The sequence below is a fragment of the Streptomyces sp. NPDC046805 genome (assembly GCF_040645355.1).
Classification (GTDB): domain Bacteria; phylum Actinomycetota; class Actinomycetes; order Streptomycetales; family Streptomycetaceae; genus Streptomyces.
In genome coordinates, this window is the sequence record NZ_JBEYYC010000058.1 from 1 (window position 1) to 18,967 (window position 18,967).

17 protein-coding genes and 1 pseudogene are annotated in these 18,967 nt (G+C 69.0%); 16 read left to right on the forward strand and 2 right to left on the reverse strand.

Annotated features, from left to right (window positions below; genetic code table 11):
• Positions 1 to 438: 438 nt before the first annotated feature.
• The 4 genes from ABZ910_RS35030 (at position 439) to ABZ910_RS35045 (ending at position 5,814) form a co-directional block, all read left to right on the forward strand.
• Entirely contained in the window at positions 439 to 1,461 is a 1,023-nt protein-coding gene (locus ABZ910_RS35030) for an alcohol dehydrogenase catalytic domain-containing protein (protein WP_361373259.1), read from the forward strand.
• 113 nt (positions 1,462 to 1,574) lie between these two features.
• Complete coding sequence (locus tag ABZ910_RS35035; RefSeq protein ID WP_361373261.1) at positions 1,575 to 3,011, forward strand: aldehyde dehydrogenase family protein; 1,437 nt, start codon at positions 1,575 to 1,577, stop codon at positions 3,009 to 3,011.
• A 395-nt stretch (positions 3,012 to 3,406) separates the two neighbouring features.
• Positions 3,407 to 4,513 carry a hypothetical protein gene (locus ABZ910_RS35040; RefSeq protein WP_361373263.1) on the forward strand — a complete coding sequence of 369 codons (1,107 nt, stop codon included), beginning with the start codon at positions 3,407 to 3,409 and terminating at the stop codon, positions 4,511 to 4,513.
• 5 nt (positions 4,514 to 4,518) lie between these two features.
• Positions 4,519 to 5,814, forward strand: a complete 1,296-nt coding sequence (locus ABZ910_RS35045; protein WP_361373265.1) for a low temperature requirement protein A — start codon at positions 4,519 to 4,521, stop codon at positions 5,812 to 5,814.
• Between the two features lie 200 nt (positions 5,815 to 6,014).
• Here ABZ910_RS35045 and ABZ910_RS35050 read toward each other — a convergent pair whose 3' ends face one another.
• A complete protein-coding gene (locus tag ABZ910_RS35050) occupies positions 6,015 to 8,306 on the reverse strand; it encodes a SpoIIE family protein phosphatase (RefSeq protein WP_361373267.1) in 2,292 nt (763 codons plus the stop codon).
• A gap of 125 nt (positions 8,307 to 8,431) precedes the next feature.
• On the opposite strand from ABZ910_RS35050, the gene ABZ910_RS35055 reads away from it, so the two are divergent.
• From ABZ910_RS35055 to ABZ910_RS35105, 11 genes and pseudogenes are all read left to right on the forward strand, one after another.
• Positions 8,432 to 8,590, forward strand: coding sequence for a hypothetical protein (locus tag ABZ910_RS35055; RefSeq protein ID WP_361373269.1), 159 nt, complete (start codon positions 8,432 to 8,434; stop codon positions 8,588 to 8,590).
• A 511-nt stretch (positions 8,591 to 9,101) separates the two neighbouring features.
• Complete coding sequence (locus ABZ910_RS35060) at positions 9,102 to 10,286, forward strand: lipid-transfer protein (RefSeq protein ID WP_361373271.1); 1,185 nt, start codon at positions 9,102 to 9,104, stop codon at positions 10,284 to 10,286.
• A 3-nt stretch (positions 10,287 to 10,289) separates the two neighbouring features.
• Positions 10,290 to 10,748, forward strand: coding sequence for a MaoC family dehydratase N-terminal domain-containing protein (locus ABZ910_RS35065; RefSeq protein ID WP_361373273.1), 459 nt, complete (start codon positions 10,290 to 10,292; stop codon positions 10,746 to 10,748).
• Entirely contained in the window at positions 10,745 to 11,146 is a 402-nt protein-coding gene (locus tag ABZ910_RS35070; protein ID WP_361373275.1) for a MaoC/PaaZ C-terminal domain-containing protein, read from the forward strand. Before ABZ910_RS35065 ends, ABZ910_RS35070 begins: the two co-directional genes overlap by 4 nt.
• Before the next feature lie 36 nt (positions 11,147 to 11,182).
• The gene (locus ABZ910_RS35075; protein ID WP_361373277.1) at positions 11,183 to 12,010 is read left to right on the forward strand and encodes an SDR family oxidoreductase; all 828 of its coding nucleotides are present in this window, start codon (positions 11,183 to 11,185) and stop codon (positions 12,008 to 12,010) included.
• Entirely contained in the window at positions 12,010 to 12,798 is a 789-nt protein-coding gene (locus ABZ910_RS35080; RefSeq protein WP_361373279.1) for an enoyl-CoA hydratase/isomerase family protein, read from the forward strand. Before ABZ910_RS35075 ends, ABZ910_RS35080 begins: the two co-directional genes overlap by 1 nt.
• Before the next feature lie 160 nt (positions 12,799 to 12,958).
• Positions 12,959 to 13,258: an acyl-CoA dehydrogenase family protein gene (locus tag ABZ910_RS35085; RefSeq protein WP_361373281.1), complete on the forward strand. Its 300-nt coding sequence runs from the start codon at positions 12,959 to 12,961 to the stop codon at positions 13,256 to 13,258.
• Entirely contained in the window at positions 13,255 to 13,929 is a 675-nt protein-coding gene (locus ABZ910_RS35090; protein ID WP_361373283.1) for an MFS transporter, read from the forward strand. The genes ABZ910_RS35085 and ABZ910_RS35090 overlap by 4 nt, the downstream gene beginning before the upstream one ends.
• Positions 13,872 to 14,375, forward strand: a complete 504-nt coding sequence (locus ABZ910_RS35095; RefSeq protein WP_361373285.1) for a hypothetical protein — start codon at positions 13,872 to 13,874, stop codon at positions 14,373 to 14,375. Before ABZ910_RS35090 ends, ABZ910_RS35095 begins: the two co-directional genes overlap by 58 nt.
• On the forward strand, positions 14,305 to 15,327 hold the full coding sequence (locus ABZ910_RS35100) for a zinc-dependent alcohol dehydrogenase family protein (protein ID WP_361373287.1): 1,023 nt from the start codon (positions 14,305 to 14,307) through the stop codon (positions 15,325 to 15,327). Before ABZ910_RS35095 ends, ABZ910_RS35100 begins: the two co-directional genes overlap by 71 nt.
• Positions 15,328 to 15,413: 86 nt before the next feature.
• Positions 15,414 to 15,943, forward strand: a pseudogene (locus ABZ910_RS35105) (SDR family oxidoreductase); the annotation flags it as partial.
• A gap of 222 nt (positions 15,944 to 16,165) precedes the next feature.
• Here the strand turns inward: ABZ910_RS35105 and ABZ910_RS35110 are convergent.
• The gene (locus ABZ910_RS35110; RefSeq protein WP_361373289.1) at positions 16,166 to 17,065 is read right to left on the reverse strand and encodes a helix-turn-helix transcriptional regulator; all 900 of its coding nucleotides are present in this window, start codon (positions 17,063 to 17,065) and stop codon (positions 16,166 to 16,168) included.
• A 181-nt stretch (positions 17,066 to 17,246) separates the two neighbouring features.
• Between ABZ910_RS35110 and ABZ910_RS35115 the strand changes: the two genes are divergently transcribed.
• Positions 17,247 to 18,290, forward strand: coding sequence for an NAD(P)-dependent alcohol dehydrogenase (locus ABZ910_RS35115; RefSeq protein ID WP_361373291.1), 1,044 nt, complete (start codon positions 17,247 to 17,249; stop codon positions 18,288 to 18,290).
• Positions 18,291 to 18,967: the final 677 nt, after the last annotated feature.

Below are 18,967 nucleotides of genomic sequence, written 5' to 3' on the forward strand. Positions count from 1 at the left end.
GCCCGAACTGGGCGAACTCGTTGTGCGCGGCTTTGAGCAGGCGCTTTTTGGTGGCAGTGGCGTCCGGCGGCATGAGTAGAGAGTAGTCCGTTCGGCAAACACACGGAAAGTGAGGTTCGCCAGTGCAGACAGCGATGGGCCGGTGGGGGCCTGTGCACGGTCTCGCTGGAGACGTGAGGACGGCATGCTGTGGACCCGCCCGCGTGAGGGCGCGTCGTTCGGCCTCGCCCGACGGCGCAGCGGGTGGCGCGCCGGGGTAGGGTCTCTTCCCAGCTTCGCGGTAACTATCTGGTTATTGATAGCCGAGGTGCTCCGTGTTACGTTGTATCTATCCAGGTGGTTACCTCTGGTGGTCGGGGTCTCGAGTCCCTCCGATCCGAGCGCGGGTCCGCGACAGGCCGCCTCCGCGCTGTTCCCCTGCAAGCTAGGAGCGAGATCATGAAGGCTGTTGTGATGACCGGTGCGAACCAGCCGTGGGAGGTCCAGGAGGTCCCCACCCCGGTGGCTGAGCCCGGTCAGGTATTGGTGAAGGTCCACGCGTCGGGCATGTGTTTCACCGACGTGTGGGCCACGCAGGGCTACGGCGGGGACATCTACCCGCAGACCCCTGGCCACGAGGTCGTCGGGGAGGTCGTCGAGGTGGGCGCGGGCGTGCACACCCGTCAGGTGGGTGACCGGGTCGGCACGACGTGGGTGCAGTCGGCGTGCGGCCGCTGCGACTACTGCCGTCAGAACCTGCCGCTGACCGGCCAGACCGCGATGAACTGCGTCGCACCGCGGACCACCGGCTTCGCGGCGCAGGGCGGCCACGCCGAGTACATCGCGATCTCGGCCGAGGGAACGGTGCTACTGCCCGACGGCCTGTCCTATGAGGACGCGGCGCCGATGATGTGCGCCGGCTACACCACGTGGAGCGGTCTGCGGGATGCCGAGCCGCAGCCGCACGAGAGGATCGCCGTCGTGGGCATCGGCGGGCTGGGGCATGTGGCCCTGCAGCTGGCCAAGGCGTCGGGCTTCGAGACCATCGCGGTCACGCACTCTCCCGACAAGCGTGATCTGGCCATTGAGCTGGGCGCCGACCACGTCGTCGCCAACGGCAAGGAGCTGCACGAACTGGGCGGGGCGGACGTTCTGCTGATCACGACCAACGCCTTCGAGGCGGCGGAAGAGGCGATGACCGGCCTGCGGCCCAGCGGCCGTGTCGTCCTGAGCGGTCTGGACTTCTCCCGGCCGTTCTCCATCTCCTCCGAGGGCATCCCCTTCCACATGATGCGCCAGAAGGTCATCGGTTCCACCCACGGCGGCCAGCACCACCTGTTCGAGGTCCTCGACCTCGCCGGCAAGGGCAAGGTCAAGCCGATCACCGAGACCTTCACCCTCGACCAGGCCACCGAGGCATATGACCGGCTCGCCTCGGGCAAGATGCGCTTCCGCGGCGTGTTCCTCCCGCACGGCGCCTGACCGGCGGGCGCCTGCCCCGGCCCGCCAACTGCGGACCGGGGCGCCGGGCGGCGGCCCCCGTCGCCCGGCGCCCCGGCGCCCCTCACACCCCTTCTTCGGACAAGGACCCCGCCATGCGTGAGGCGCAGCATCTGTACATCAACGGGGAGTGGACCGAGCCGGTGGACGGCACGGTCCAGGAGTTGACCGACCCTGCCACGGGGCAGCCCAGCGGCCGGATCGTCCTGGGAGGTGGCGCGGACGCCGACCGGGCGGTCCGCGCGGCGCGGGAGGCGTTCCCCGCCTTCAGCGCCACCTCGCCCGCCGAGCGCATCGAGCTGCTGGAAGCCATCGGCGCCGAGTACGCCCGTCGCGCGGAGGATATGGCTCAGGCGGTCACCGCTGAACTCGGCTCACCGCTCGGGCTCTCCCGTACCCTGCACGTTCCCGCCGCTCAGTCCCAGTTCCGCAATGCCGCCGAGGCTCTGGGCCGCATGGATCTGGTCGACCGGCGCGGCAGCACCTGGGTGAGGCGTGAGCCGGTCGGCGTGTGCGCGCTGATCACCCCGTGGAACTACCCCGCCCTGCAGCCCGCCGGGAAGGTGGCCTCCGCTCTCGCGGCCGGATGCACCGTGGTACTCAAACCGGCGCAGATGAGCCCGTACTCGGCGCTGCTGCTGGCCGAGATCCTGGACGCGGCCGGGGTACCGGCCGGCGTGTTCAACCTCGTCCTGGGGCGCGGGTCGGTGATCGGTGACGTACTCAACGCCCACCCGGACGTCGACATGATCTCCTTCACTGGCTCCGGCCCCGTAGCCGTCGGTGTGTCCGATGCCGCAGCGCCCACGGCCAAACGCGTGGTGACCGAACTCGGCGGCAAGTCGCCCCAGATCGTGCTGCCCGACGCCAACCTGGACACCGCCATCGAGACGGCCGTGCTGTATGGGCTGGGCAACAGCGGGCAGACCTGCGGGGCGGCGTCCCGCACGCTGGTGCCCCGCGAGCGCCTGGAGGAGTTCCTGAGCGCCCTCACCGCCCGCGTCGACCAGTTGAAGGTCGGCGACCCGTGGGCCGAGGACACGTTCATGGGACCCGTGGTGTCGGCCGGCCAGTGGGACACCGTCCAGGGCTATATCCGTCAGGGCATCGACGCGGGAGCCCGGCTCGTCACCGGCGGCCCGGGCAAGCCCGACCTGCCCGGCCCCCTCAAGGACGGGCACTTCGTCAAGCCCACCGTCTTCGCGGACGTCACCAACGACATGACCATCGCCCGCGAGGAGATCTTCGGCCCCGTCATGTCCGTCATCGCCTACGACACGGTCGACGAGGCCTTGCGCATCGCCAACGACTCCCCGTTCGGCCTGTGCGGATATGTCACCAGCGCCGACCCGCGGCAAGCCCGCGCCGTGGCCGAGCAGATGCGCACCGGCTACGTCCTCATCAATGACGCCGACTTCGACTTCAACACCTCGTGGGGCGGCTACAAGCAGTCCGGCAACGGCCGCGAGTGGGCCGACTTCGGTATCGGCGAGTACCTGGAGACCAAGTCCATCGTCGGCGTGACCGCCTGAGAACACGCCCATGCCCCACAGCCAGAGCAACCTGTCCCGGCCGCACCCCCGCCCCGTCCACTACTGCGGAAGGTCGGCCGGCACGGGCATCCGCCCCCGGGGGCCCCGCCGCACTCACCCCGGCCCGCACATCCAGTGATCGGAGAGTGTTCCGATGTCTGAGAACGACGCCAAGCGCCGCGCGTTGATCATCCTCTCGTCGGCGCGTGAACTTCCCTTCCCCTGAGTCCGCCGGAGTCGGTTCCGTCCATCCCGATCGGGTTCTTCCACTTCGAGCTGGCCCAGGTGTTCGCCGAGTTCGAGGACGACTTCGAATTCACCCTCGCCACGCCGGACGGAGAACGGCCCCAGATCGACATGAACGGCTGCTCGTCCCCTGGCATGCCACCAGCCAGATGACCTGGGCCTACGGGAACTCAGTAGCCGACTTCTCCGAACCCGGCTTCACGGGCGAGGGGTATCGCGTGAAGTACCCGGAGCTGGTCGAACGCCGCGCACGGGAGACAGAACTGCTCAAGCGCCACCTCGGGAAGCTGCCGGTGGCCGAGCCGCTGCCGAACACAGACGCGGAGACCGTCGCCTACCGTGCCGAAGTCCTGCCGCTCATGGAGACATGGCCGGAGAAGGAGTACTTCTCGCTTCCCGAGCTGGTCCAAAAGCCCCGCGGGCCCTCGGACGACTTCAGCCTGGCGGACTTCGGCTTCATCCACGCACCCGGCGGACACGCACCCATGGTGGTCTTCAACCACAACGCCTGGCTCGGCGAGGTGCTGCACCTGGCGCGGGAGAACTCGGTGTACATCTCGCTGATCTGCCACGCGCCGATCGCCCTGACCTCGACCAACCATCGTGTCGACGACAAGGGCCAGGAGTGCGAGGTGGAGTCCAACCCCTTCCTCGCCGCCGAGGCCACGACGGTGAGCACCACCGGCGAGACCGGCATGCTCGACTACGGCTACGTGCACATTCCCGGCGAGGTGACGCGTTTGGACTACTTCGTGGACGAGGGGCTGCGCGAGGCCGGGTTCACGGTGCCCGCCGCCACGGTACCGACCTCGCTGGTGCTGCTGCCCAACCCCGACCTCGGTCTCGTGACACCGGAAACGATCCGCAGACGGTCGACATCCGGGCGCTGGACATCCGAGGCAAGGTCGGCAGGCGCTAGAAGCCGCGTGCAGCGGGCGGCGACGTCGCCTGACATGGCGCCGCCGCCCCTGCCACTCCTCACACGCGGCGACGGGCGTCGGCCAGATACAGGATCCGGCAGTACCACCCAGGACCCCCGGGGCGTACGCGTGAGAGCTCCGGGCCGCAGGACGTGGGACGCTCCCGCGCCCCCTCCTCAGCCCCGGAGGTCACTCGCACGGCGCGCCGGCGCTGTCCACCACCACCACCACCACCACCACCACCACCACCGCCGCCGCCGCCGCTCGCGGCCGCCGCCCTGTCCTACCCGCCCGATCGCAGGCCGAGAAGTTCGTCGTCTCCTCAGGGGAACATGATGCGCATGAGCGAATCCCGAAACACCAGCGCCACAGGCAGAGGCAAGGTCGCGCACCGGCTTATGCCGATGACCGGACGCAACCCGCAGGAGGCTCACCGGGTCGCCACACCGCTGGAGCTGTTGTTCGACCTGACGTTCGTCGTCGCGGTCGGCACCGCGGCCTCCCGCTACGCTGAACTGCTCGCCGAGGGGCATCCCGCGCAGGCCGTCGTCGCGTTCCTCCTCGCCATGTTCGGGATCAGCGTCGCCTGGATCAGCTTCAGCTGGTTCGCCTCCGCGTTTGGCACGGACGACTGGCTCTACCGGGCACTGACGATGGTGCAGATGATCGGAGTCGTCGTCTTCGCGCTCGGCATCCCCGCGATGTTCCACTCCGTCGAAGAAGGCGACCACCTGGAACTGCGGGTGATGATCCTCGGCTACATCGTGATGCGCGTCGCAGTGGTGCTCCAATGGTGGCGCGTGTCCCGGCAGTCCCCATCGTTCCGCAAGGTGGCCAGGGCGAACATCCTCTGGACTTTGATCGCCCAAGTCGGCTGGACCGTCGTGGGATTCGCACATCTGCCGCTCGTGGCAGTGATCATCTGCGTCGTCGTGATCGGAACCCTGGAGCTGCTGCTGCCGGTGCTCGCCCAGGGCGGGCCCGGCAGCACGCCCTGGCACCCGCACCATGTCGCCGAACGCTACAGCCTGTTCGCGATCATCATGCTGGGCGAGAGCGTCGTCGGCACCGCAGCCTCCTCGGGCGACCTCCTCGGAGGCGCGGACGGGACGCAGTGGACCGGCAACGCCATCGCCGTCATCGTCGCCGGTATCGGACTGACCTTCGGGATGTGGTGGGTCTACTTCGCCACCCCCTTCGGCGACATCCTCGTCCACCGCCGCAAGCGCGGATACCTCTTCGGCTACGGGCACATCCCCGTCTTCATCGGCATCGCGGGCGTCGGAGCAGGACTCCACGTGGCCGGCCTGTACATGGAGCACCACGCACACATCGGCCCAACCGCCGTCGTGCTGTCCCTGGTCCTCCCGACCGGCCTCTACCTGCTCATGGTCTACCTGCTCCACACCTTGCTCTTGTCGGCGACAGACCGCTTGCACCTCCTGCTCATCGCTCTCACCCTCGTCGTGCTCGCCGCAGCGGCACTGCTGTCGGCCGCGGGAGTCTCCGTCGCGGTGTGCCTGCTCGTGGTCATGCTCGCCCCCTACGTCACCGTGATCGGATACGAGACGATTGGCTACCGCCACCAGCAACAGATGCTGAACGAGCTGCGCTCCGGACACCAGGGAACAGGCTGAACCGACGCGCCGGCAGCACGATCTGCTCAACACGCCCCCGCCCCCCTTCCGGGACGGTCAGTGCGGCTTTCCGTCCGAGGTGCGCCCTCAGCGGGCGGACCACGAGTCCACCGTGTACAAGTCGCGGTGTGGCGTGGTGGATTGAGCGGAGTCAGCGCCCCGCCGGTTGGGGCTCTGCTTACGGGGTGAACCGGTTCCGGTTACGCTGCGGCACTGAGTGGCTGCTCGGCCCAGATGGTCTTGCCCAAGTTCTCGTATCGGGCACCCCATCGCTCGGCCAATTGAGAAACCAAGAGGAGGCCGCGGCCGCCCTCGTCGGTGGTGCGGGCGTGGCGCAGGTGGGGGGCCGAGCTGCTGCCGTCGGAGACTTCGCAGGTGAGTTGGCGGTCGTGGATGAGGCGCAGGTGTACCGGCGGCCGGGCGTAGCGGATGGCATTGGTGACCAGTTCGCTGACGATGAGTTCCGTGGCGAAGAGCTCCTCTGTCAGACCCCAGGCGTGAAGTTGCCGGGTAGCGAGGGAGCGGGCGGTGGCGACGGCCGCCGGATCCGACGGCAGCTCCCACTCGCCGACGGACGCGGGATCCAGGGTCCGGGTCCGGGCGACCAGGACTGCCGCATCTTCCGGTGGATCAGCCGGCACCAGTTGCTCGGTGAGAGTCAGGCATGCGCTCTGGACAGATTCGGTGGAGGCAGCCAGCAGCTGCGCGAGTGCGGCGCGTCCAGTGTCATTGGCGAAAGCCTGCAGCAGTCCCGGTGTGAAAAGCGCCAAACGGCTGCCCTGCGGTAGGCGCCTCTCGAGTCTGGCGAAAGGCGGGCCGGGCCGCCCCAGAGGTTCTGCCGGCGGTAGCTCCGGGAACGTCACAGTGCCGTCCGGGCGGAGGGCGGCGAGCCCCGTGTGCCCGGCCGCCGCCAGGGTGCACCGACAGGTCACCGGGTCGTAGACCAGGTACAGGCAGGTGGTACCGACGGGGCTGGCAGCCGCCGGATCGGCGCTCTCCGCGTCCATCTGCCGAACGAGGTCGTCGAGCCGGGCCATGACCTCGTCCGGTGCGAGGTCGAGGGCGGCAAGCGTTTGTACAGCTGTCCGCAGTCTGCCCATGGTGGCTGCGGTGCCCATGCCACGGCCCGGCGTACGGCCCACCACGAGCGCGACACGGGCTCCGGGAAGGGCGATGACATCGGTCCAGTCGCCGCCCGCCCCAGAAAGCACCATGTGATGCCCCGCCTCCACTGCCCCAGGAGCGGGCAGATCACGTGGCAGCAGGCCGCGCTGCAGCGTGAGCACTGCGTTGCGCTCACGCAGGTGCAGGCGTGCGTTGTCCAGGGCGATCGCGGCGCGTACGGCCAGGTCCTGCGCCAGCGCGAGGTCCTCCTCGTCAAAGGGCCGGCCAGGGGACCAGCGGTAAAGGGTGACCAGCCCCAGTGCGGAGTCCCGCACGACGAGCGGGACCACTATCAGCGAGCGAACCTTCTCTTCCTGCATCCGCCGACCACGAACGGGATCGCCGCGTACCCAAGCACTGCCCTGTTCGACCTCACGCACCAGACGTGGCCGGCGGTCGATCAGCGCCTGGGCGGCTGTTGCAGCGCCAGGAAAGTTGCAGGCCTCACCGGCCGCGTAGACGTTGGGCTCGGCACCGGTTGGCCTGCACCGTGACGCGGCACGCCGCAGGGACCCGGGCCGTCCTGAGGGCTGGGTCATGTCCTGCCCGGTGAGAACCGGCTCGAGAAGGTCTACGGCCACACCGTCGGCCAGCCGGGGCACCACCATTTCCGCGAATTCAGTGGCGGTATGCAACACGTCCAGGGTCGTCCCGATCCGGGTTCCGGCTTCAGCGGTCAGGGCCAGTCTCTGTTGGGCGCGGTGGTGGTCGGTGACGTCGACGATGGTGTCGGCGACTCCCAGGATGCGGCCGTCCTCATCCTCCAGCCGGAACGCGGACGCGGAGTAAATGTGTTCGGTGTCGGGGTCGCCCGGTGGTCGTCCAGTTTTCTCGAAGCCGAGGACGGGTTCACCCGTCTCCAGCACCTTGGTCAACACTTGCTCAGCATGCTCGGCGCTGAAGGTGGGAAACGCTTCCGTAGGCCGCAGTCCCAGTCCGTGGATCGCGCTGATGCCCTGCATTCCGTCGGCTGCGGCGTTGAACCGTGTCAAGCGAAGCTCGGGATCGAGGAGGCACAGCCCGATGGGGGAGCGGTTGAAGAGGGCGTCCAGCAGCGCCTTGTCGACAGCGGACGTGTCCTCGCCGTTCGGCAGTAGTTCCACCTTCACGCACGCCCCTCCCGGCTTCGTCTGCTCGCGGCGCAACCGGATGCGGCAGCCGATGAGGCTGCCGTCCCGGTGCCTGACAACGACGTCGTCGGCAGCGGCACGGTCGTCACCCAGCAGCTGCGTGAGAGGCCGGCCGACGACCAGTTCTGCCGGGTAGCCGAGCAGTTCTTCGGCTGCCGCACTCCACCCCACAACAGTGCCTGCGGTGTCGATCAGCAAAGAAGCCCGCTTCTGTGCCGCAAGGCCCGTTCCGCCTGGGGGGCGGTTGTCATCTGCCGATCGGTTCATCTCGCCACCGCTTTCGCATCACTCGTCATCCGATTCGGTGCTTTTCTCAGTCTCGCGTGACTGACCCCGCTCCGCGCGGGCAGCGCGGCGTTGACCTGGTCGCCGAGTTCGTCGCCGACACCTCGATCGATGCCGGCCGCTACCGCCACCCAGTCCGCTTCGTACGGCTACGCGACGACCTCACCCCACAGCAGACGCCACTCTTCATCTCCTGACTGGCGGCTTCCGCCCCGAGCCCCCGCTCCCCGGTGCGTGCGGCGCCCAACTCCAGAAAGCCCAGGTGCACCTCAGGACGACAGTGCGGGCAGCCGACGCTCCCTACCTCAGGGCGTCCAGAGCTTGCTACCACGCTGTGGTGGTGGTCGTACGGCGCGCCTCCGTACGGCGGCACGCCCAACTGAGGTCCCCCTCAAACCCCTTACAACGGGGCGAGTGGGTTCACCTCATCCGTAGACCGGTCCCCGGGCGTGGGCAGCGGGTTTCCCGGCAGGGGATGGCACAGCCCCAAGTCCTGCCGGCTTGCCACCGCGATGATCCACCAGTTCCGCAGGGCGGCGAGGGGCGGACAGGTGCCACCGGCCTCGCATGGCGAAGGTATGTGAATTCTCATCAGTGCTCGTGATCTAGCTCGGGCCGAATATCCTGCGAATCTAGGCACCCCTTTCGCTGTAGGTGAATCATAAGTAGTCTGCATGTTGCCGAACGGAGTGGAGGGTTGGAGCTGTCATGACAACACGCGTGGCCGTCGCAGGGGTCGGGATGATCCCGTTCAAGACGCCTAGGAACAGTGAGTCCTACGACGTGATGGGTGCCAAGGCGGTGCGTGCCGCACTCGCCGACGCCGGGGTCGACTACAGCCTGATTCAGCAGGCCTATGTCGGCTATGTTTACGGCGACTCGACGTGCGGCCAGGCCGCGCTGTACGGCGTGGGGCAGACCGGTATCCCGATCGTCAACGTGAACAACAACTGCGCGACGGGATCCTCGGCGCTGTTCCTGGCACGGCAGGCGATCGAGAGCGGGATGCTGGACTGCGTGCTCGCCCTCGGCTTCGAGCAGATGCAGCGCGGCGCGCTAGCGACGCACTTCCAGGACCGGCCCAGCCCGTTCGCCCCCTTCGACGAGGTGACGCTCGCCGTCGAGGGTGAGTCGGATGCCCCGTTCGCCGCCCGGTACTTCGGCGGAGCAGGCTCGGCCTATGCCAAGGAGTACGGCCTGGCCGAGGACACCTTCGCCAGGATCGCGGTGAAGGCGCGCAGGCACGCGAAGAACAATCCCTACGCGGTGTTCCGTGACCCGGTGACGGTCGAGGAGGTGCTCGCCTCGCCTGAGATCTACGGCCCGCTGACCCGTCTGCAGTGCTGCCCGCCCACCTGCGGGGCGGCCGCGGCCGTGCTGTGCTCGGAGGAGTTCGCCCGCAAGCACGGCCTTCGCACCGACGTGTCGATCAAGGCGCAGGCAATGACCACGGACTACCCGTCGACCTTCGCCGACATGGACATGCGCAAGATCGTCGGTTACGACATGTCCAAGGCCGCGGCGCAGCAGGTCTACGAGAAGGCCGGCATCGGCCCCGAGGACGTGAAGGTCGTCGAACTGCACGACTGCTTCACCACCAACGAGCTGCTGACCTATGAGGCGCTCGGGCTCACCCCGGAGGGCAGTGCGGAGAAGTTCATCCGCGACGGCGACAACACCTACGGCGGCCGCGTGGTCACCAACCCCTCGGGCGGCCTGCTGTCGAAAGGCCATCCGCTGGGCGCGACCGGACTGGCCCAGTGCGCCGAGCTGGTCTGGCAGCTGCGCGGCCAAGCCGAGGCACGGCAAGTGGAGGGTGTGAAGGTGGCGCTGCAGCACAACCTCGGCATCGGCGGCGCCGCTGTCGTGACGCTCTACGAGAAGGTGCGCTGAGGGGTGCCGATCGACACCGAGGCAGCCAGAAGGCTGCCGCTCGATCCGATCACCGTGCAGGTGGAACGCGGCAGGCTGCGCTTCTTCGCCAGCGCCACCGGCCAGACGGACCCCGTGTACACGGACCTGGACGCCGCCAAGCAGGCGGGCCACCCTGACCTGCCGGTGCCCCCGACGTTCTTCTTCAGCCTGGAGCTGGAGGCGCCCGACCCGTTCGGCTACCTGGCCGCGCTGGATGTGGACCTGCGCCGGGTGCTGCACGGCGAGCAGTCGTTCACTTACCACCGACCGGCCCACGCGGGCGACACACTCACGCTCCAGCCGCGCATGGTCGACATCTACAGCAAGAAGGGCGGCGCGCTGGAGTTCCTCGTCAAGCAGACCGACATCACCTGCGGCGGCCAACTGGTCGCCGAGGCGCAGAGCGTCATCGTGGTGCGCAATCCGGAGGTGTCGCAGTGACCGTTCCGAAGCAGGTCGAGGTCGGCACCGAGCTGCCCGCGCTGCGGATCGCACCGGTATCCCGGACCACGCTGGCACTGTTCGCGGGCGCGTCCGGCGACCACAACCCCATCCATGTCGACCTCGACGTGGCCAGATCCGTCGGCCTGGATGACGTGTTCGCGCACGGAATGCTGTCCATGGCCTATCTGGTCCGGCTGCTTACTGACTGGATGCCACAGGAGCGAATCCGCTCATACCGGGTGCGCTTCGCAGCGGTCACCCCGGTGCACGGCCGTCCGACGTGCACCGCGAGCGTGGTGTCCGTCGAGGACGGCCTAGCCACGCTCGCCCTGACCGTCACCCTGGACGACGGCACTCTCACCCTCGCCGGCGACGCCGTCGTCGCCCTGGACTGAACCGAATCGCACTGGGCTGGAAGGAACGTAACTCGCATGGGAAAGCTCGACGGCAAGGTTGCCATCGTCTCCGGTTCGGGCCGCGGCATCGGCCGTGAGATCGCCCTCAAGCTGGCCTTTGACGGCGCGGCCGTGGTGGTCAACGACCTGGACGCGGAGCCCGCGAAGGAGACGGTGGCCGCGATCGAGGCCGCCGGGGGCCGGGCGGTGGCCTGCGTGGGCAGCGTGACCGAGAAGGGCTTCGCGGAGCGGTTCGTCCAGACGGCCGGGGAGAATTTCGGCGGGCTCGACATCATCGTCAACAACGCTGGCTACACCTGGGACAGCGTCATCCAGAAGATGACCGACGAGCAGTGGGACGCCATCCTCGACGTCCACCTCAAGGCGCCGTTCCGGATCCTGCGGGTCGCGCAGCCGCTCATCTCCGCGGCGGTGAAGCGGGCCCGCGCAGCGGGTGAACCGGTGCCGTGCCGCAAGGTCGTCAACATCTCCTCGATCGCCGGGCTCGGCGGCAACGCGGGCCAGGCCAACTACGCCGCCGCGAAGGCCGGCGTCACCGGTTTGACCAGGACGCTGGCCAAGGAGTGGGGCCGGTACAACGTCACGGTGAACACCGTGGCGTTCGGGCTGATCAGGACCCGGTTGACGGACGCCCCCGCCGGGGGCGGCACGATCGATGTGCAGGGCAAGGAGATTAAGGTCGGCGTCAGTCCAGACTTGTTGGACGCGATGGAGCGCTCGATCCCGCTCGGCCGTGCCGGTACCCCTGCGGACGCCGCCGGTTCGGTGTATCTCTTCTGTATCCCGGAGTCGGACTACGTCAGCGGGCAGACCCTGGTCTGCGGCGGCGGGTTCGTGATCTGATGGCCATGCTCGACATCGATCTCGACGACGGCGTCGCCACCATTACGCTCGACAGTCCGGACCGGCTCAATGCACTGAGCTGGGAGCTGATGGACCGGCTAAGGGACGCGATTGAGTCGCTAGGCCACGATCCGGCGGTCAGGGTACTGGTCGTCACCGGCAGGGGCCGGGCTTTCTCCGCCGGTCTGGACCTCGCCGATCTCGATTCCCAGGGGACGGGCCTGGCACGCGAGGTGGCGGACGGGATGGCCCGCAGCGTCGATCCGCTGTGCACGGCGATCCTGGAGTCGCCAGTACCCGTCGTGGCCGCGGTCAACGGACCGTGCGTGGGTGGCGCGGTCGGACTGGCTCTGCTGGCGGACGTCACCGTGGCCGCCCGATCGGCGTACTTCCTGGTGCCACAGATGACGTCGCTCGGAATCGTGCCCGATATGGGTATCACCTGGGCGCTGGTCCGGCACGCCGGCCGGGCGCGCGCGATGGGCATGTCCCTCCTGGGCGACCGCATCACCGCGGAACAGGCCCACGACTGGGGTCTGATCTGGAGTTGCGTCGACGACGACCGCTTCGCGGAGGAGATGCGGGCGATCGCGCGACGACTGTCGGGATTGGAGCCCACCGGCGGTGTGGTAGCGACACGGCGTCTCTTCGCCACCGGCCACGCCGCTCCGCCTGCCGCGCAGCTCGCGGACGAACGGGCCTACCAGCGGGACCTCTTCCTCGGGCCCGGACCGGCCGACCGAATCAACGCATTCATCAGCCGCGGCAGTACTTCCCGTCCCCGATAGCCTGAGAAAGCTGAACAGATCATGAAACGGACTCTTTTCGCGGCCGAGCATAAAGCCTACCGGGACAGTGTGCGGGCCTTCCTCGACAAGGAGGTCGTGCCGCACTACGGGGACTAGGATCGCGCCCCGCAAGCTCTTCAGCGGTCTGGGTGAGCTCGGCGTGCTTGGCATCGCCGTGCCCGAGAAGTCCGGCGGCGCCGAGATCCACGGCTTCCGCTACAACGTGATCCTCCAGGAGGAAGCGGTTCGGGTGGCGGTCACCCCGGCGATGGCTCGGCCTTCTGATGTGTGCATGCCCTACACCCTCGACTACACCAACGACCAGCAGAAGGCGCGCCAGCTGCCCGGCATCGCCTCCGGCGAGCTGATCACGGCGATCGCTATGACGAGCCGGGCCTGCGGCTGCCCGCCCGGTGGACGCTGGTGCTGGCCCTGGGCGTCTTCTCCGCAGGACACATGATCGCCGCTGTGAGTGACGGTTTCGGGCTGCTGCTCGCCGCGCGGTTCCTGACCGCGCTGGCGACCGGGGCGTTCTGGGCGGTGGCGAACGTCGTGGCCACCAGGGCGGCCGGCCCGGCCGCGAGCTCGCGCGCCGTGGGAGTGGTCGGTTCCGGTGCCATGCTCGCCAACGTCGTCGGCGTGCCGCTCGGCGCGTTCGCCGGACAGCTGATGGGCTGGCGCGGACCCTTCTGGATCCTGGCCGTCCTGACGGTGGCCGCGATGGCGCTGATCGCGCGCTCGGTCCCGAACGAACCCCGCGGCGGGCAGACGGTGTCGACCCGCTCGGAGCTGTCCGCGCTGCGCTCGGGTCGGCGCTGGCTGGTGCTGACGGCCTGCGCCACCACGAGCGCCGGCGTGCTGGGCCACGTACACCTCTACATCGCTCCGCTGCTGACCGACCATGCGGGGCTCGTGCCGCTCGTCCTCGTCGGATTCGGTGCCGGCGCCCTGGCCGGCTTCCTCGTCGGCGGCCGAGTCGGCGACGCCCGCCCGTACGCGACCACGATCAAGGCTGCGGCGTTGGCCGCAGTGATCCTGCTGGCGCTCGGCCTGCTGTCTGTTTCGCCGTCCCGATGGTGGTGCAGGTCGCCCTTCTCGGGCTGGTCGGCTTCCTCGGCACCCCGGTCCTGATCGCCCTCGGCGTCCGCATCGCGGGCAAGGCTCCCACGCTGGGCTCGGCCCTGACCGTGTCGGCGTTCAACCTCGGCACGGTGGCCGACTCCTGGATCGCCGGGCTCACCCTCGACTCGCCCTTCCAGGCCGCCGGGCCGGCCATGGCCGGCGCCGCCATGGCCGCTCTGGCCCTCGTCCCCACGATCACCATCGCGCTCATCCAGGGGCGCCGCAGCGGGCCCGCCCTCGGCTCGGGCACCAGCTGCGAGACCGCAGGACGGCGGCGCCACAACGCCACACCGGCATATTTCCCTTCATTTCGCAGGAATCCGTGCCTTCCTGATCACACACAGGCGCCCGAGGCGCCGGGAACACGAAGCAAGGAGAACCACCATGCGTGGCGTAGTCATGCACACCGCCGGAGACGTCCGGGTCGAGGACCGCGACGACCCGAAGATCATTGAGCCGACCGACGCGATCATCCGGCTGACCGCGACCTGTGTCTGCGGCTCCGACCTGTGGCCCTACCGCGGGATCGAGCCCGCCGACCACACCCTCATGGGCCACGAGTACGTCGGCGTCGTCGAAGAGGTCGGCTCCGAGGTCAAGACCGTCAAGGCCGGTGACTTCGTCGTTGGGTCGTTCGTCATCTCCGACAACACCTGCGAGATCTGCCGCTCGGGCTACCAGTCCGGCTGCGTGCACCGCGAGTTCGTGGCAGGCACGATCGGCACCCAGGCCGAGAAGGCCCGCATCCCGTACGCGGACGGCACCCTCGTCGCCACCCCCGGGCAGCCGGACGCGGACCTGATCCCCTCGCTGCTGGCCGCCTCCGACGTCCTCGGCACCGGCTGGTACGGCGCTGTCGCCGCGGAAGCCGGCCCCGGCAAGACCGTCGCTGTCGTCGGCGACGGCGCCGTCGGCCTGATGGCAGTCCTGGCCGCCAAGCAGCTCGGCGCGGAGCGCATCATCGCGATGTCCCGCCACCCCGAGCGGCAGAAGCTGGCCCGCTTCTACGGCGCCACCGACATCATCGAGGAGCGTGGAGACGCGGGCGTGGCAATGATCAAGGAGCTCACGGGCGGCCTCGGCGCGCACTCGGTCGTCGAGGCGGTCGGCACCCGCGAATCCACCATGCAGGCCATCGGCGCCACCCGCCCCGGCGGCCACTTGGGCTTCGTCGGCGTCAACTACGACGTCCACATCCCCGGCTTCGAACTGTTCCTCGCCGGCATCCACATGGAAGGCGGCCCCGCCCCCGTCCGCCGGTTCCTGCCCGAGCTGATCCAGCTCATCTGGGACCGCAAGATCGACCCCGGCAAGGTCTTCGACCTCGAACTCCCGCTGGAACAGGCAGCCGAGGCCTACAAGGCCATGGACGAGCGCCGCGCCATCAAGGCCCTCCTGCGTCCCTGAACCATCCCGTGCGACGCCGCCGACCGGCGGCGTCGCAGCCCCTCACGCGTCCCGACCACCGAGCAGGATTGCCGCCGCCATGGGCGCGCACCGTGGAAACCTTCGGACGCCTGGACATGGCCTTCAACAACGCCGGCATCCAGGCCCCTCCCGCCGACGCCGCCGACGAGACGGCCGCGGACTTCGACCGCGTCAACGCCGTCAACCTCCGCGGCATCTGGACCTGCCAGAAGCACGAACTACGACGGATGCGCACCCAGGGCTCCGGCGCGATCGTCAACTGCTCGTCCCTCGGCGGCCTGGCGGCCTGCGCGAACGCGCCGCGTACCACGCCTCCAAGCACGGCGTGATCGGCCTGCCCAAGAGCGCCGCCGTCGAATACGCCCCCAGGGGCATCCGCATCAACGCCGTGTGCCCCGGCGTCATCGAGCCCCCGATGGTCGCCGACATGCTCGAAGGCCAGGCCGCAGCCATGGCCGAGATCATGAAGCAGCAGCCCATCGGCCGCCTGGGCACCGCCGACGAGATCGCCAACGCCGTCCTATGGCTGTGCAGCCCGGGCGCCCCCTTCGTGATTGGCGTCGCCCTGCCCGTCGACGGCGGCTTCACCACGAAGGCCGCGCCTGGCGCGGCTGGCACCACGTCACCCTCGTCACCGCCGCTCAGGCCTTTCTCACCCTGCAGCGGCTCGACCCAAAGGCACCCACGCCGACCTGACCCTCTACCAGGTCCCGGACGCACTCCCGGACCTGCTGCGGTGCTGGACCGGAACCCTGCACCACCTGCGGCCGACCACTCACCACCAGCAGAACCAGAGCCAGAACCTAACGAAGCACTACTAGAGGGTGGACGCAGCCGCGCGTGTCGCGTCCGTGCCCCAGCTGGCCAGGAGCCGCAGGGACTCGGCGGAAGGGGAGCCCGGTTCGGCGTGGTAGGTGACCAGGGACAGTTCCGTGCCGTCCGGGATGCGGAAACCCTCGTAGTTCAGGGAGAGTTCGCCGACCAGCGGGTGGTGCAGCTGCTTCACGCCGTGGTTCTTCTCCTTCACGTCGTGCGTGGCCCACAGGCGCCGGAACTCACCGCTCTTGACGGAGAGTTCACCGACCAGGGCGGACAGCCGGGTGTCGTCCGGATGGCAGCCGGCGTCCATGCGCAGAATGCAGACGATGTCGATCGCCTTCTGCTCCCAGTCGACGAACAGGTCGCGGTAGTCGGGCCGCAGGAACACCAGCCGGGCCCAGTTGCGCTCCGCGGGCGGCAGCTCGGACCAGTCGCCGAAGACGGCGGCCGCCAGCCGGTTCCAGGCGAGGATGTCCGAACGGCGCCCGACGACGTACGCCGGCACCCCCTCCATCGCGTCCAGCAGCTGCCGCAGCGCCGGACGGGTGTGCTGCGGCCGCGCCGCCGGCTTCTTCTTGTGCGCCTTCGGCTTCGCCAGGTGGGTCAGATGCGCGTGCTCGGCGTCCGTCAGGCGCAGGGCGCGGGCGATGGAGTCCAGGACCTCCGCCGAGACGTTGCGGCCGTTGCCCTGCTCCAGGCGCGTGTAGTACGCGACCGACACCCCGGCCAGCTGCGCCAGCTCCTCGCGGCGCAGCCCCGGCACCCTGCGGTGCCGCCCGAAGTCGGGCAGCCCGGCGTCCTCCGGCTTCAGCCGGGCCCGCCGGCTGCGCAGGAACTCGCTCAGCTCGGCCCGGCGGTCCAGCGGCCGACCGGCGGCTGCTTCCGGCTGTTCGTCCATGCCACCAGTATCCGTGGCATCCCCTGGTCCTACGCCTGACAGCCTGACCCCGCCAGTGGTAGGCACGGCAGTCGTAGAAAAGGCGTGGACAGGCTGGCAGGCGGGACTTGCGGCAGGCTGGAAGACGCACCCGGCGGAACATCCGGGTACGACACACCCCCCTCGCTAGGAGAACCCCGGCATGACCACTGTTGCTGCTTACGCGGCCCCCGCCCCCAAGGCCCCGCTGGAGCGGACCACCATCGAGCGGCGCCCGGTCGGCGACCACGACGTCCTGATCGACATCAAGTTCACCGGCATCTGCCACTCGGACATCCACCAGGCCCAGGACGGCTGGTATCCCGGTATCTTCCCGATGGTGCCCGGCCACGAGATCGCGGGCGTCGTAACCGAGGTCGGCCCCGAGGTGACGAAGTTCGCCGTCGGCGATCGGGTGGGCGTCGGCTGCATGGTCGAGTCCTGCGGCACATGCGACAACTGCGAGGCCGGCCTGGAGCAGTACTGCACCGGGGGCGGCCCGGTCTTGACGTACAACGCCGTCGGCAAGGACGGCCAGCCCACCTACGGCGGTTACTCGGAGAACATCGTCGTCAACGAGGACTTCGTCGTCCGTATCCCCGAGGGCCTCTCCCTCGACGTGGCCGCGCCGCTGCTCTGCGCGGGCATCACCACGTACTCCCCGCTGAAGCACTGGAACGCCGGCCCCGGCAAGAAGGTCGCCGTCGTTGGTCTCGGCGGCCTCGGCCACGTGGGAGTCAAGATCGCGCACGCGCTCGGCGCCGAGGTCACCGTCCTGTCGCAGTCCCTGCGCAAGAAGGACGACGGCTTCCGGCTCGGTGCCGACCACTACTACGCCACCAGCGACCCGAAGACCTTCGAGGAGCTCGCGGGCACCTTCGACCTGATCCTCAACACGGTCTCGGCCCCGCTCGACTTCAACGCCTACCTGTCTCTGCTGCGCACGGACGGCACGATGGTCAACGTCGGCCTGCCGGAGGAGCCCGTCCAGATCCCGCTCATGTCGGTGTTCGGCCACCGCCGCAGCCTGAGCAGCTCCGGCATCGGCGGCATCCAGGAGACCCAGGAGATGCTGGACTTCTGCGCCGAGCACGGCCTGGGCGCCGAGATCGAGCTGATCAACGCCGACCAGATCAACGAGGCGTACGACCGCGTCACGGCCAGCGACGTCCGCTACCGCTTCGTGATCGACACGTCGACCATCTGATCCGAGTGGCCGGTGCGCGCGGCCGGTGCAGGCCGGCGCGCACCGGGCGTCGGGAGCGGGCGGACTGGTCTAGTCGGGGTGCGGCGCGTCCTGTACAGCGACTACCTCGCGTGCCTCTCCCAGGCTCGCAACAGCTTTCGTAGCCTGGCCCGTAACCACGACCTGGATGACGCTGAACGGGAACCGCTTCGCCCGCGACAGCTTCGCCGCGTGCTACGGCATGTGCTATCAGATGTCGATCACGGCCGCGCCGGACGTTTTCGACGCCTCCGAGGACGCGTTTCGCCGCCTTCGTGCTCGCTGCGGTCGGCGCTCTCGCTGGCGATGAGGCATACACCGGGGGCGCGCTGAGTACGAGGCTGCGCTCACTCGGCTGCGTGACACCATACGCCGTGATCTCGGAGCCGATCGCGTACCCGCCTGATAGGGGGCGGGGCCTGCCTCCGGTTGCACCGGACCGGCATGACCTCAGGGCGCAGGCGTGATCGACCGGTGTGGTTCGTGCGCTGCCTGTTGGCGGACGACTGGGGACTGGTGTCGCGTGGCGCGGTAGTGGTGCCGCTGCCACTCCAGCTCACCGGATGCCTTGCGGCCGCTTCGCGCGGTCCCCTGCAGTCGGTCTGTCCGCGGTGGCCGGCGCTTCAACGCGTGAGGGTCGTGCTCGGTTGCCCCGTGTT

What these genes read in the sequence shown, in the direction of transcription:
- ABZ910_RS35030 (WP_361373259.1), top strand. Translation starts at nt 439, where the DNA reads ATGAAGGCTGTTGTGATGACCGGTGCGAACCAGCCGTGGGAGGTCCAG.
- ABZ910_RS35035 (WP_361373261.1), top strand. Translation starts at nt 1,575, where the DNA reads ATGCGTGAGGCGCAGCATCTGTACATCAACGGGGAGTGGACCGAGCCG.
- ABZ910_RS35040 (WP_361373263.1), top strand. Translation starts at nt 3,407, where the DNA reads ATGACCTGGGCCTACGGGAACTCAGTAGCCGACTTCTCCGAACCCGGC.
- ABZ910_RS35045 (WP_361373265.1), top strand. Translation starts at nt 4,519, where the DNA reads ATGAGCGAATCCCGAAACACCAGCGCCACAGGCAGAGGCAAGGTCGCG.
- ABZ910_RS35060 (WP_361373271.1), top strand. Translation starts at nt 9,102, where the DNA reads ATGACAACACGCGTGGCCGTCGCAGGGGTCGGGATGATCCCGTTCAAG.
- ABZ910_RS35075 (WP_361373277.1), top strand. Translation starts at nt 11,183, where the DNA reads ATGGGAAAGCTCGACGGCAAGGTTGCCATCGTCTCCGGTTCGGGCCGC.
- ABZ910_RS35080 (WP_361373279.1), top strand. Translation starts at nt 12,010, where the DNA reads ATGGCCATGCTCGACATCGATCTCGACGACGGCGTCGCCACCATTACG.
- ABZ910_RS35090 (WP_361373283.1), top strand. Translation starts at nt 13,255, where the DNA reads ATGATCGCCGCTGTGAGTGACGGTTTCGGGCTGCTGCTCGCCGCGCGG.
- ABZ910_RS35095 (WP_361373285.1), top strand. Translation starts at nt 13,872, where the DNA reads ATGGTGGTGCAGGTCGCCCTTCTCGGGCTGGTCGGCTTCCTCGGCACC.
- ABZ910_RS35100 (WP_361373287.1), top strand. Translation starts at nt 14,305, where the DNA reads ATGCGTGGCGTAGTCATGCACACCGCCGGAGACGTCCGGGTCGAGGAC.
- ABZ910_RS35110 (WP_361373289.1), bottom strand. Translation starts at nt 17,065, where the DNA reads ATGGACGAACAGCCGGAAGCAGCCGCCGGTCGGCCGCTGGACCGCCGG.
- ABZ910_RS35115 (WP_361373291.1), top strand. Translation starts at nt 17,247, where the DNA reads ATGACCACTGTTGCTGCTTACGCGGCCCCCGCCCCCAAGGCCCCGCTG.